Origin of the sequence: Saccharophagus sp. K07 (genome assembly GCF_014336955.1) — a bacterium.
GTDB lineage: Bacteria > Pseudomonadota > Gammaproteobacteria > Pseudomonadales > Cellvibrionaceae > UBA5868.
Genome location: NZ_QRAI01000001.1, coordinates 524,166 through 536,113, shown reverse-complemented (window position 1 = coordinate 536,113; position 11,948 = coordinate 524,166). Strand labels below are relative to the sequence as shown.

11 protein-coding genes and 1 pseudogene are annotated in these 11,948 nt (G+C 53.1%); 6 read left to right on the top strand and 6 right to left on the bottom strand.

The genetic code is table 11. The features are described from left to right. Positions 1 to 208 precede the first annotated feature (208 nt). From DWB84_RS02190 to DWB84_RS02180, 3 genes are all read left to right on the top strand, one after another. Positions 209 to 1,525 carry a mechanosensitive ion channel family protein gene (locus DWB84_RS02190; protein ID WP_187408118.1) on the top strand — a complete coding sequence of 439 codons (1,317 nt, stop codon included), beginning with the start codon at positions 209 to 211 and terminating at the stop codon, positions 1,523 to 1,525. A 114-nt stretch (positions 1,526 to 1,639) separates the two neighbouring features. Then, positions 1,640 to 2,341, top strand: coding sequence for a glutathione S-transferase N-terminal domain-containing protein (locus DWB84_RS02185; RefSeq protein WP_187408117.1), 702 nt, complete (start codon positions 1,640 to 1,642; stop codon positions 2,339 to 2,341). 155 nt (positions 2,342 to 2,496) lie between these two features. Then, positions 2,497 to 2,814, top strand: coding sequence for an MliC family protein (locus DWB84_RS02180; RefSeq protein ID WP_187408116.1), 318 nt, complete (start codon positions 2,497 to 2,499; stop codon positions 2,812 to 2,814). Here the strand turns inward: DWB84_RS02180 and DWB84_RS19310 are convergent. From DWB84_RS19310 to bioB, 6 genes and pseudogenes are all read right to left on the bottom strand, one after another. Continuing rightward, positions 2,800 to 2,940: pseudogene (locus DWB84_RS19310) on the bottom strand (DUF559 domain-containing protein); the annotation flags it as partial. The gene DWB84_RS02180 and the pseudogene DWB84_RS19310 sit on opposite strands and share 15 nt — an antisense overlap. After that, positions 2,919 to 3,191, bottom strand: coding sequence for an endonuclease domain-containing protein (locus tag DWB84_RS19305; RefSeq protein ID WP_222867984.1), 273 nt, complete (start codon positions 3,189 to 3,191; stop codon positions 2,919 to 2,921). The gene DWB84_RS19305 and the pseudogene DWB84_RS19310, both read right to left, overlap by 22 nt. Positions 3,192 to 3,289: 98 nt before the next feature. Next, positions 3,290 to 4,021, bottom strand: coding sequence for a dethiobiotin synthase (gene bioD, locus DWB84_RS02170; RefSeq protein ID WP_187408115.1), 732 nt, complete (start codon positions 4,019 to 4,021; stop codon positions 3,290 to 3,292). After that, positions 4,018 to 5,529 (bottom strand): malonyl-ACP O-methyltransferase BioC, encoded by a 1,512-nt coding sequence (gene bioC / locus DWB84_RS02165; protein WP_187408114.1) that lies wholly within the window; start codon positions 5,527 to 5,529, stop codon positions 4,018 to 4,020. The genes bioD and bioC overlap by 4 nt, the downstream gene beginning before the upstream one ends. Positions 5,530 to 5,724: 195 nt before the next feature. After that, complete coding sequence (gene bioF / locus DWB84_RS02160; RefSeq protein ID WP_187408113.1) at positions 5,725 to 6,906, bottom strand: 8-amino-7-oxononanoate synthase; 1,182 nt, start codon at positions 6,904 to 6,906, stop codon at positions 5,725 to 5,727. A 39-nt stretch (positions 6,907 to 6,945) separates the two neighbouring features. Next, entirely contained in the window at positions 6,946 to 7,998 is a 1,053-nt protein-coding gene (gene bioB, locus DWB84_RS02155; protein WP_187408112.1) for a biotin synthase BioB, read from the bottom strand. A gap of 113 nt (positions 7,999 to 8,111) precedes the next feature. Between bioB and DWB84_RS02150 the strand changes: the two genes are divergently transcribed. The 3 genes from DWB84_RS02150 to DWB84_RS02140 all read left to right on the top strand — a co-directional run bounded on the left by DWB84_RS02150 (position 8,112) and on the right by DWB84_RS02140 (position 11,946). Continuing rightward, positions 8,112 to 8,807 carry a ComF family protein gene (locus DWB84_RS02150; protein WP_187408111.1) on the top strand — a complete coding sequence of 232 codons (696 nt, stop codon included), beginning with the start codon at positions 8,112 to 8,114 and terminating at the stop codon, positions 8,805 to 8,807. A gap of 266 nt (positions 8,808 to 9,073) precedes the next feature. After that, entirely contained in the window at positions 9,074 to 10,831 is a 1,758-nt protein-coding gene (locus DWB84_RS02145; protein WP_187408110.1) for a sensor domain-containing diguanylate cyclase, read from the top strand. 113 nt (positions 10,832 to 10,944) lie between these two features. Continuing rightward, positions 10,945 to 11,946: a serine/threonine protein kinase gene (locus tag DWB84_RS02140; RefSeq protein WP_187408109.1), complete on the top strand. Its 1,002-nt coding sequence runs from the start codon at positions 10,945 to 10,947 to the stop codon at positions 11,944 to 11,946. The last annotated feature ends 2 nt before the right edge of the window (positions 11,947 to 11,948 follow it).

Sequence of the window (11,948 nt, the reverse complement as noted above, 5' to 3'; positions counted from 1 at the left end):
GATTTTGCGTTGAAATAAGCCCGAAGGCGCAGTATTGCGGATCCGCCAACCAAATACTTTGACCAACGCCACAAAATTTGTTTTACCAAATATAAAAATTGGTCATCCAATCGCACAACCAATACTGCGGGACCAATCAAAGCTGGCAATAACTCGGCTGACGTTTAAGATAGCGAGCCTATTCGACGATGTAGATTTGCGAGGACCTATGAGGGAAAGTCTATTCACCTGGTTAGAGTCTTTTGGCTTCACCATCACCCCCGTGATAGCAGCAGTGCTGATCCTGGGGATCATTCTGATCACCGCCCTGGCAATCCATATATTGCTGCACCAGGGCATCCTGCGAGTGATGGAAATCTACGCCAAACAATCGCAACGCTGGTGGCACGCTGCGTTTTTTCGCCATAGATTGTTTACCCGTCTTGCACTGACACTGCAGGCCGTCATTCTGTTGACCCAGGCGCGCATCTGGCTGGAGGCGGATTCGCCCGTCTTACCCGCCATAGAAACCTTTATCTTCCTCTGGGTACTGCTGTTTTCGCTGCTCTCACTTTTTTCCCTGCTGGATACGGTGGAAGACCTGCTGCTCAACTCACCGCAGGGCAAACGACTGCCGGTGCGGGGAATTTTTCAAAGCGTCAAACTCGCGGCCTTCCTGCTCGCACTGATTTACGCCATCTCGCTGGTTATCGGTAAATCGCCCGCGATCCTGCTGAGCAGTTTGGGTGCCATGACCGCAGTATTACTGCTGGTATTCAAAGACCCTATTCTCGGTTTGGTGGCCGGCATTCAACTGTCTGCCAACAATATGCTGGCGGTTGGCGACTGGTTGGAAATGCCAAAATACGGCGCCGACGGTGACGTGATCGATATCAATCTCACCACAGTGAAAGTGCGCAATTGGGATAAAACCATCACAACCATTCCCACCTACGCACTGATTTCCGACTCCTTCAAAAACTGGCGTGGCATGACGGAGGCCGGCGGTCGTCGTATTAAACGCTCTATTAATATCGATGCGACCAGTGTGAAATTTCTCGATGAAAACGATCTGGAAAAATTACGTAAAGCGCAGCTGTTAAGTGCATATATCGAAAATAAAATCGCAGAGATCAAGCGCTACAACCAAGAAAATAACGTCGATCCATCCTCACCGGTCAATGGTCGGCGCATGACCAACTTGGGGACTTTCCGCGCTTATGTAACGGCTTATTTAAAAGCAAACCCCAACATTCACTCCGGCATGATCCAAATGGTCCGCCAACTCCAACCCGGCCCCCAAGGCATTCCATTGGAGGTCTATGCTTTTACCTCTGATACAGCCTGGGTCGTACACGAAGGTGTGCAAGCGGATATTTTTGACCACATATTTGCCGTCATTCCCGAATTCGGCCTGCGCGTCTACCAATCTCCAAGCGGCTACGACGTGCGCGAAGCACTCAAGCATGTAGGCGCACAAACAGCAGCGGCAGTGGAAAACGCGGCCAATTCTGTCACCAGCGGTCAACTTCCGTCTCCCGAATAGACGCTTTGGTAGCGGTAACTTTCGATTGGACGGGAATTTATTTTCATTTGGACGAACTAAATTTTCATTTAGCTGATTTGCGTATTGATTCGGTTTTTTATAGGCTGTACCGACATGCTTGCTACCACACTGACTCTGATCTACGAACGTTTTCCGCCACAAAATCCCACTCATATCCAGCTTTATTCCATGCCGACACCAAACGGCCAGAAAGCTTCCATTCTGTTGGAAGAGTTGGGCGTGCCCTACGATCCGCACCTTGTCAATATCACCAAGAATGAGCAATTCCACTCAGCATTTTTGATAGTTAGCCCTAACAACAAAATTCCTGCAATCCTCGATCCTAACGGACCAGATGGAAAACCTTTGGCATTATTTGAATCAGGTGCAATTCTGTTATATCTCGCGGAGAAATACGGAAAATTTTTACCAGCAGAGGCGAGCCGTCGTTACCAAACGATTCAATGGCTAATGTTTCAGATGGGAGGAATTGGTCCCATGTTTGGTCAATTGGGATATTTTCACCGCATGGCCGGACGCGAAATAGAAGATCCGCGCCCGCGCGAACGTTACGCAACGGAAAGCACTCGTTTACTGCGCGTACTCAATCACCACTTAAGTGATAAAACCTGGGTAATGGGTGACGAATACACCGTTGCAGACATTGCGATTTTTCCCTGGGTAAATACGCTTGTCGATTTTTACGCGGCGGGAGACTTGGTCGGAATCCAACAATTTCCGGAAGTATTACGTGTACTTAAGCAATTTCTGGCACGCCCCGCTGTACAGCGCGGAAGCAAAATTCCGTCGATATAATTTGCTGATCGACTTGCCAATTGCCAGTTTTTACAGCTCCTTTTCGGCTGGATAGATTTGCAAAATTTCTGTGAAAAAATTTTACAAACGGGCATCCATGGATTAAATAAGATGTATGCCATACACAGATATACACACAATAACGGGGGAGCCCCATGAAAACTCTACTCTTCGCCTTGCTTGCCTCTTCCCTTGTTTGCGCCTGCAGCACCGCTCAGAGAAAAGCTGAGCAAAACGTGACGTTTTCCTGTGTCAATGGCGAAAAGGTTTTCGTGCGCTTTAACAACAATAGCGCCGTGCTAACACGCTACGGAACAGCCATTGAACTCCAACAAGAACGCAGCGCATCCGGCTTTGTCTACACTAACGGCCCCAATACCATTCGCGGCCAAGGTGACGACCTGACAATCGAAGTTGGCCGCATGTTTCCAATCCAGTGCAAAGCCGTTAACAATCACTTAAGTTCTCGTTGATTTAGCATTCGCGATGATTACATCGGCAATCATCGCGATCACTCCTTCGATATTTTCCGCAATATTTCCATTCGTAAATCGTAAAATTCTAATTCCCGCCGACCTCATAAACGCTTCGCGCTTGTGATCGTATTGATATGCGAAGCTGTTGAATGAGTTTCACCGTCCAGCTCGATAACCAAAGAACATTCAGCGCAGTAAAAATCGACTATATATGGACCTATTCCGTGTTGGCGGCGGAATTTAACGCCGAGTTGTTTATTGCGGATACGCTGCCACAGTATGCGTTCTGCGGGAGTGAGATTGCGGCGGAGATTTTGGCGTAGTGGTTTGGTGTGAGATGGGTTGAATTGAGGCTTGTTGGAATTTTTGTCCATTTACATGATCCTTTGTTTGTTCTCCCGTAGCAGGGTCCACACGGAGTCCGTTTTGCCCCCTCCCCTTTTCAAGGGGAGGGTTGGGGTGGGGTTATTTCTCAGGAACTCCCAACCTCCCCCTTGGAGCACAGCGCGCCACGTTTAGCTTCTTTGAACAATCCATCCAAATCCAGATATCTCACCACCCTCTCCACACTCACCTCATCCAGCGCAGGCACTACACCCAAACAAGGCGCGGGAATGGAGCGGCGCAGGGCGGTGAGATTTTCTTCTACTGAGTCCATCTGTGGATCTATGCCGTTGGCGACCCAACCAGCCAAGGGCAGGCCATCGCGCTGGATAGCTTCGGCGGTCAGCAGAGCGTGGTTCAAGCAACCCAGGCGCAGGCCGACTACGAGAATGACGGGAGTTTGCAGTTGCAGAGGAAGTCCACTTAAGAATTCGTAATCATTGAGCGGCACACGCCAACCGCCGGCACCTTCGATCAGGCGCAAATCTGCTGGCTGCATCAATGCGCCCCGGCAGAGGCCGACTATGCGGTCGAGGCTCAGACGGCGTCCCTCTTCTGCTGCGGCTATATGCGGCGCTTTGGCAGCTCGCAATGCGACGGGATTTATCTGGCTGTAGGGCAATTTGATGTTGCTGTGGCTTTGCAGCAGCAGAGCATCTTCGTTTTTCAGTCCTTCAGGAGTGTCTGTGCAACCTGCCGCAATGGGTTTTAATCCGTAGGCGCGCAGCCCTTTTTGCGCGGCCAAGTGCAGCAATGCTCCAGTGATCAGAGTTTTGCCTACGCCTGTATCTGTACCTGTAACAAAGAATGTATTTTTCACGGCTTTAGCGCCCTTATCAGAATCACATCGTAAGTTGCCGGGAAGCGGTCTTGGTTATCGCGCAAGCTCGCATAGGCATTTTCCAACTGGCGCATTTGCTTCGCGCCAGTGAGACCGGGGCGGCTGCCAGGGTTGATGTTGTGGGCGCCTATGCCTTTAAGCTCGCGCAACAATTGCATTAATTCGTTGTATTGCACCACCAGCGAATAACGCTGCATTTCGATTTCGCCAAAACCCGCCTTATCCAGCGCAGCGTGCACGAATTCTGGATTTTGAAATTGATTAACGTGTGTATAGGAATCCACCTTTTCCCACGCTTTTTTCAATTCCCATAAGGTTTCCGGGCCAAGCGTGGAAAACGCAAAATAGCCACCTTGCTGTAGAACCCTGTGAGCTTCACTTACGGCCACATCGAGATGGTTACACCACTGCAACGCCAAACTGGAAACCACTGCCGACAGCGAATTGTTTGTTATCGGCAGACATTCACCGTCCGCCACTATGCCGGGCAATCCATGCAGTTTTTCGCGGGCGATTTGCACCATGGGCTGAGCGAGATCGGCGAGAAATACATTGAGAGAAGGATTTTTTTCCTGCAACAGTTCAGCCATATAACCGGTGCCGCACCCTAGATCCAGAACAGGTGCATCGATCTCGAATGATGGGCAAAACGCCCGTAGATCAGCAGCAACCCGGCGTTGAATATGAGCGAAGCGGTCGTAGGTTGCAGCAGCATCGCCAAATGAGCGCGCGATGCGGCGTTTGTCCAGGCGCGGAACAAAAAATTCTTTCAACCTTGCTGCAACTGTTTCCGGATCAGATAAATGCGGTGCGTGACCGCGATCAGATAAAACTTCGATTTCCGCTGTAACAGGCAATAAATCGCGCAATCGGCTGGCAGCTACTGCGGACACCAAAGCATCGCCTGCGCCGAGTAAATGGAGCTGTGGTATGGAAAGTTCCGCCAAAATCTGGCGATTATCCAATTGCTCCAACCAGTGCAATCCCTGAAGCCAGGTGACGTGATTTACGGAGGTGGGCGCAGATTGTTGGCGCAGCAGAGTTGCAACGATTTTACGTTTGCTATCGCCGAGAGTTTGCAGCGCGCAAAAGCGCGTCCAGGTTTCCACCGGAGTATTGGCGAAATCCGCTAAAAACTGCGCAAAGGTGGCGGGTTCCATAGCCTCCGGCCAATCGGGTCGCGCGACGAATACGGCGTTGCTGGCGATGGTCACCAGCCCGCGCACGCGGTCGCTTCGGCGAGCGAGTTGCGCCGCCAACATGCCTCCGAGAGACCAGCCGACCAGATAACAATTGTGCGGCAGCTGCTCTGCTACTTGAGCGAGAAAAGTATCCAGGTCTAACAGTTTCGAGTCGAAATTTCCGAACCCCGGAAGGTCGACAAAATAGTGCTGACCGGGAAGCAATTGGCAGAGCGGCTGCCACAAGCTGGAATCGCTGCCCCAGCCGTGGAGGAAGACCAAGGGTGGGTTATTGCTGGTGATCATCTTGGCGCCTCAGACGCCCTCACCCCCAGCCCCTCTCCCTGGGGGAGAGGGGAGCCGTGCGGAGCCATCTCAAAAAATCGACCAAGAGAATCAGAGTTCAATTTATTCGCTGATTTCATTACCCCTAACGGAGGGCAATTCCACTCCCCTCTCCCCCCGGGAGAGAGGCAGGGGGTGAGGGCGTGAGCAAACGAATCAAGCACCTTCCACCTCCCGCCAGCTTTCCACAAGCGCTTCCAGCAGCCCATCCACCTGAGCCTCGGTATGCGCCGCAGACAAGGTCACGCGCAGGCGCGCCGTGCCTTCGGGCACTGTCGGTGGGCGGATGGCGCTGATCCAGAAGCCGCGTCGGCGCAGCGCCTCGGTCAGCCGCAGTGCGCGAGCATCATCGCCGACGATAATGGGCTGGATGGCGGATACGGAGGGCCAGAGTTCGAGACCGAGGGATTGTGCGCCAGCGCGGAAGCGCTGCACCAGATTCTGTAGATGTTCCCGGCGCTCGCCCTCCTCCCGCACTAGGCGCAAAGCGGCGCGGGTGGCGGCAGCCACGGCGGGGGGCAGCGCAGTGGTGTAGATATAGGGGCGGGCGAACTGGATCAGGGACTCGATCAGGGTTTCACTGCCCGCGACAAAGGCACCGAAGGAGCCAAAGGCTTTGCCCAATGTACCCATCAGGATCGGCACCTGCTCTTCATTCAGGCAGAAGTGTTCCAGACAACCAGCGCCAGTGGCACCGAGGCAACCGAGTCCGTGAGCGTCGTCCACCATCAGCCAAGCATCAAACTCCTGCGTCAGCTGCGCCAGCTCCGGCAGAGGCGCCAAGTCGCCGTCCATGCTGAATACGCCGTCCACCACAATCAGTTTGTGGCGCGCATCGCTGGCTTGCAGCTGCTCACGCAGATGCGCCACATCGTTGTGGCGAAAGCGTTGAAAACGCGCGCCGGAGAGCAATCCGGCATCCAATAAAGACGCGTGGTTGAGGCGATCTTCAAATACTGCATCACCGCGCCCGATCAGTGCATTGACCGCACCGAGATTCGCCATATAACCAGTGGAAAACAGCAGCGCCCGCTCCCGCCCGGTAAAGTCCGCCAGCTCCTTTTCCAGCTTGTGATGCTCATCCGAATGGCCGCAGACCAGGTGCGAAGCGCCGCTGCCAACGCCGTAGCGATTGGCCGCCTGCTGGAAGGCTTCGATGACTTTGGGATGGTTGGCGAGGCCCAGGTAATCGTTACTGCAGAACGCCGTCAGTCGCTGGCCGTTCACGCGGATATCCGGAGACTGGGGGGACTGCACAATCGGGCGCTCGCGATAGCGGTTCAGCGATTGGCGCTCGGCCAGCCGCTGCCGCAGGGTCTGTTCGAGAGAAAGGGACATAAATACACCAGAGCACCGCCGCATACGCGGCGGCGAGGATCAACTTGCGGCGTTGTAGAAAACTTTGTCCTGTTGTGCGGCTTTCACGCGATCCAGCAGAGCGTGGGCTTCGGCTTCATCACTGTGCTCAACTTCGTAAGCTTCCGGTTTGATGCCCAATTTGTTGAACAACTGGCGATCCTTGTCGGCTTCCGGATTGGGAGTGGTCAGCAATTTTGCGCCGTAAAAAATCGAGTTGGCGCCGGCAAAAAATGCCAGGGCTTGGGTTTGCTCGTTCATATTCTCGCGCCCGGCGGACAGACGCACGTGGGATTTCGGCATGAGAATACGGGCAACAGCGATGGTGCGAATAAACTCGAATGCATCCAAATCCTGCTCGTCCGCCAGCGGGGTCCCCTCAACGCGAACCAGCATATTGATAGGCACGGATTCCGGATGCTCCGGCATATTGGCCAGTTGTTGCAGCAAGCCGGCGCGATCTTTCACTTCTTCGCCCATACCGACAATGCCGCCACAGCACACTTTCATCCCCGCTGCGCGCACATTGGCGAGAGTTTCCAGACGATCCTGATAGGTGCGCGTGGTAATGATTTCGCCGTAATACTCGGGCGAGGTATCGAGGTTGTGGTTGTAATAATCGAGTCCTGCATCCGCCAGCTCTTGCGCTTGCTCAGCGCTCAACATGCCGAGCGTCATACAGGTTTCCAACCCCAGCTCTTTAACCCCTTTCACCATGGAAGTGACATAGGGCATGTCTTTGGCTTTTGGCGAACGCCAGGCTGCGCCCATACAGAAGCGGGTGGCGCCGCTGGCTTTGGCCGCGCGGGCCTCTTCCAGAACCTTTTCCACCGCCATCAATTTTTCCCGCTCAAGGCCTGTGTCGTAACGGGCGCTCTGTGGACAGTAGGCACAGTCTTCCGGGCAAGCGCCGGTTTTGATAGAGCACAGAGTGCTGACCTGCACTTCATTGGGATTAAAAAACTGGCGGTGGACGGTGTGTGCCTGGAACAACAGGTCGTTGAAAGGCAGATTAAAGAGGGCGAGGATCTCGTCGCGCGTCCAGTCATGACGCACAGCTTGGGCAACAGACATGGAAAAATCTCAGTTCAGCGGCTGACCGCCGCATTGGATTGGGGTAGAGTCTGACGGCCATCATAGGCGAAGCGAAAAAGCTGTCAACCAAAAATGGATTTTCGGGTTTACAAATGGATCTGATGCATCTCCTTTATCGCCATCTCCCCCATCGCTGTTCCCTGTGCGGCCACCGCGCGCATGAGCTCCTGTGCCGGGCATGTCATGCCGACTTACCGCGCAATACCAATCACTGTCAGACCTGCGCCCTGCCCTTAAAAGTCAACCAGCCCACCTGCGGTGATTGCCTTGCTTATCCCAAGCTATACGAACTGACCGTCAGCCCTCTGCTTTACCAACACCCCGTCGACCATCTGATTTTGCATCTGAAAAAGCGCAATCCTCGCATACAGGCGCGTGCATTGTTGCCGCTGCTGGTAGCAACGCTGCAAGACCTATATCAAGCCTCCTGGCCAGATATTATGGTTCCGGTTCCCAGCCCCTGGCTCACCCGTCTGCGTCGCGGTTTCAACCACGCCGAGGCACTGGCGGAGTTGTTGAGCGCGGCCACAGGCGTAAAGGTTCTGGCGTGCATGAGTCATACAGGCAAAGTAAAACCGCAGAAAACACTGGATCGCAAAGAGCGCTTCGCCAACTTGCGCAACACTTTTCAATGCCGCGCCCAGTTCAATGGTGAAACCATAGCGGTCGTCGACGATGTCATTACCACTGGCGCAACGGCGCAGTTAATGAGTCGCTGTTTGCTTGATGCTGGCGCGGGCAAGGTGCATATCTGGTCGCTGGCGCGGACGCCTAAACCGGGGACTTGAAGGCATTTGCAAATTAAAATTTCCTCTCAATATAGGCCGCAAATTTACCAGCGAAACTCAAAAATATTTAACACGAATCCCATTTTCAGTTGTTTTATGGAGTACAACACCAGCTGCGAATTTTTCGCCGCAATTACTTTTGCTCAATTTTGGCGATCAGTTCACTTTGCCCTGGATGGGTAGACCATTTAGCAAATTGCGCAAATCCCGGTGGACGACAATACTTTAGGGCACGAATCGTAGGCGCATAAAGGACTCGGTCATTCATGAATGAAATTCCTCACAACCCCGCCCGCACTCACTTGGCGCTGATCCTTCTTGCGGCTATGGGTGCCGTCAGTTTGATTGTGTTATGGGGCTGGCTTACGGATTCGTTTTACGCAACGACCTTTTTATTAGGTGCCGCCTCCATGAAAGCCAATAGCGCACTTGGCTTTTTGGCGATGATGATTGGCACCTTGGCAATTTGGCAAAAGCAATATCGGATCAGCGTCGTTTGTGGTTTAGCGGTAATGGTGCTCGGCGTGGTCACCATTTTTGAATACCTCTTCGGCCTGCGACTCGGCATAGATGAACTGTTGTTTCCAGATCCGTGGAACCCGGTCAATCCCGGTCGCATGGCACTGGGCACGGCCGCCAGTTTTGTTCTCGGTGGCGCGCTGCTGGCTTTGCATCATACTTATCCTCATCAACACATCAATTGGTACGACGCACTTCTAACAGCCTTTCTCGCCATTCCCTTATTTGTTTTTTTCAGCTATGTGTTTGCGCCCGATGAAGTGCTGAAAACCCCTGCTCTCGGGAGCATGCCACTGCATTGCAGCCTGAATTTTTTATTTTTCTTTTTCGCCTTGTTGTTGCTGACCACCAGCAAAGGTGCGGCGGGATTGCTCAACCGCAATACCCGCAACGCGCGCAATTTTCGCTGGTTATTTTTTCTGGTGCTGATTTTGCCACTCTGTTTAGGCAGCGTTTTGAATTACGGTGTGCAGCATCACTGGATAGGTACGGGCGTTGGCATAGCGATTTTTTGCCTGTTTTGCACCCTGATTGTTGCCAGCGCCCTGGCGCACCACACCATTCAAATGGACCACTGGTTTCGCCAACTGGTACAGGAACGCCGCCGCACCAATCAATTAAGAAGCCAGATTCATGAATTGCTGGAAATTTCCGCCGACGCCATTGTGTTATTTGATGATCATTTAAATATTCTGCACGCAAATTCCGGCGCGGAGCGCATTCTGGGTTACAGCCCGCAAGAGTTGTGTTCCATGAGCATGGCGCTGTTACTACCGGAAAATCTGCGCAATAACGCAGCGGGCATGCTGGATCGCTATGTCAAAATCGACCGGAGTTATTCACTCAATCTGCCGGACCGTTTGATGTTATTGCACAAAGACGGACATGAAGTTCCAGTCGCAGCGACCTTGAGCAAAAAGGAGCACGAAGATCAAACGCTGATTATTGCCATTATCAAAAATATCGAAAAACTCGACGACCATATCCGCTCGCTGGAGAAAAAAGCCAGCATCGATCCTTTGACACAAACGGAAAATCGCAGCGAATTTGAAGAATTCTGCCGTCGTATCAATCTGCATATGCTGCGCAAATCAGATTTGTCGTTTTGTGTGATGTTGCTCGATATCGACAACTTCAAAGCCATCAACGACAGTCACGGCCACAAAATCGGCGACATAGTGCTTACGCAATTTTCTCAAGTCGTCAAACAAACCCTGCGCGACGGCGACCGGTTATTTCGCACCGGCGGCGAAGAATTCGTTGTGGTATCTGCCAATGTCCTTCCGGAAGACGCACTGGCCTTTGGCGAGCGCATCCGCAAGGCAGTGGAAGAGCTCGAGATATTTACCAATGAGCTGACGCTGAGGGTCACCTGCAGCATCGGCATCTGTGTGGTCGATCCCAGTACCGTCGACTTGCTGGATGCTGTGCAACGCGCGGATTCCGCCATGTATCAGGCGAAACGGCAGGGCAAAAACTGCTGCGTACTCGCTGAACGACACTGATCTTCGGGCCGTAGCAGAGCTGTTGGGCAGGCCATAGCAGCGCTGTGAGCGGGCCAAGGTAGATGCGTTGCGGCTATAATCGCGCCTCAATCCTTTGCCTGTGGGTCGTTGTCATGGAATCCAATCACCGAGAGCCGCCATTTACCAATCTCACGCCAGATCTGGTTTTGACCGCTGTCGAAAGCCTCGGCTACGCCAGCGATGCCCGCATTTACCCGCTCAACAGCTACGAAAACCGTGTTTATCAGGTCGGCCTGGAAGGCCGCAATAAAGACCCGCTGATTGCCAAGTTTTACCGACCGGAGCGCTGGACGGACGAGCAAATCCTTGAGGAGCACAAATTCAGCGCCGAATTGGCTGAGCTGGAAGTGCCGGTGGTTCCGCCTTTGGAAATCGACGGCAACACGCTATTTCACTACGACAATTTTCGCTTTGCCCTCTACCCTCGCCGGGGCGGCCACGCGCCGGAGCTGGACAATGACGATACCTTGTTCACGCTCGGGCAATACCTTGGCCGCATCCACGCCCTGGGACAAAGCCAACCCTTCAAATACCGGGTGGATTTATCCGTTTCACGCATGGGCGATGCCAGTCGGGAATTTTTATTGCAAAACGATTTTATTCCGTCCGGTGTGCGCGCCGCCTACGAAACCATTACGGAACAATTGCTGGCACAAATAAAGCAAATATTTGCGCGCACGCCTTATACCGCTATACGTCTACACGGCGATTGCCATCCGGGAAATATTCTGTGGCGCGACGACAAACCCAACTTCGTCGATCTCGATGATGCCTGCAACGGCCCCGCCATTCAGGATTTGTGGATGCTGCTGTCCGGCGATCGCCAGCGCCAATTGGTCCAGCTCGCCAATGTGATCGAAGGCTACGAAATGTTTTGCGAGTTTCATTCGCGCGAACTTACGCTTATCGAAAGTCTGCGCACTCTGCGCTTGATGCACTACGCCGCCTGGCTCGCCCGCCGCTGGGACGATCCGGCGTTCCCTCACCATTTCCCTTGGTTCAACACCGAGCGTTATTGGTCTTCACACATTTTGGAATTGCGCGAACAATTATTTGCCTTAAATGAACCACCGCTGGCGCTGGCACCAGCTTAACA

What these genes read in the sequence shown, in the direction of transcription:
- DWB84_RS02190 (WP_187408118.1), top strand. Translation starts at nt 209, where the DNA reads ATGAGGGAAAGTCTATTCACCTGGTTAGAGTCTTTTGGCTTCACCATC.
- DWB84_RS02185 (WP_187408117.1), top strand. Translation starts at nt 1,640, where the DNA reads ATGCTTGCTACCACACTGACTCTGATCTACGAACGTTTTCCGCCACAA.
- DWB84_RS02180 (WP_187408116.1), top strand. Translation starts at nt 2,497, where the DNA reads ATGAAAACTCTACTCTTCGCCTTGCTTGCCTCTTCCCTTGTTTGCGCC.
- DWB84_RS19305 (WP_222867984.1), bottom strand. Translation starts at nt 3,191, where the DNA reads ATGGACAAAAATTCCAACAAGCCTCAATTCAACCCATCTCACACCAAA.
- bioC (WP_187408114.1), bottom strand. Translation starts at nt 5,529, where the DNA reads ATGATCACCAGCAATAACCCACCCTTGGTCTTCCTCCACGGCTGGGGC.
- bioF (WP_187408113.1), bottom strand. Translation starts at nt 6,906, where the DNA reads ATGTCCCTTTCTCTCGAACAGACCCTGCGGCAGCGGCTGGCCGAGCGC.
- bioB (WP_187408112.1), bottom strand. Translation starts at nt 7,998, where the DNA reads ATGTCTGTTGCCCAAGCTGTGCGTCATGACTGGACGCGCGACGAGATC.
- DWB84_RS02150 (WP_187408111.1), top strand. Translation starts at nt 8,112, where the DNA reads ATGGATCTGATGCATCTCCTTTATCGCCATCTCCCCCATCGCTGTTCC.
- DWB84_RS02145 (WP_187408110.1), top strand. Translation starts at nt 9,074, where the DNA reads ATGAATGAAATTCCTCACAACCCCGCCCGCACTCACTTGGCGCTGATC.
- DWB84_RS02140 (WP_187408109.1), top strand. Translation starts at nt 10,945, where the DNA reads ATGGAATCCAATCACCGAGAGCCGCCATTTACCAATCTCACGCCAGAT.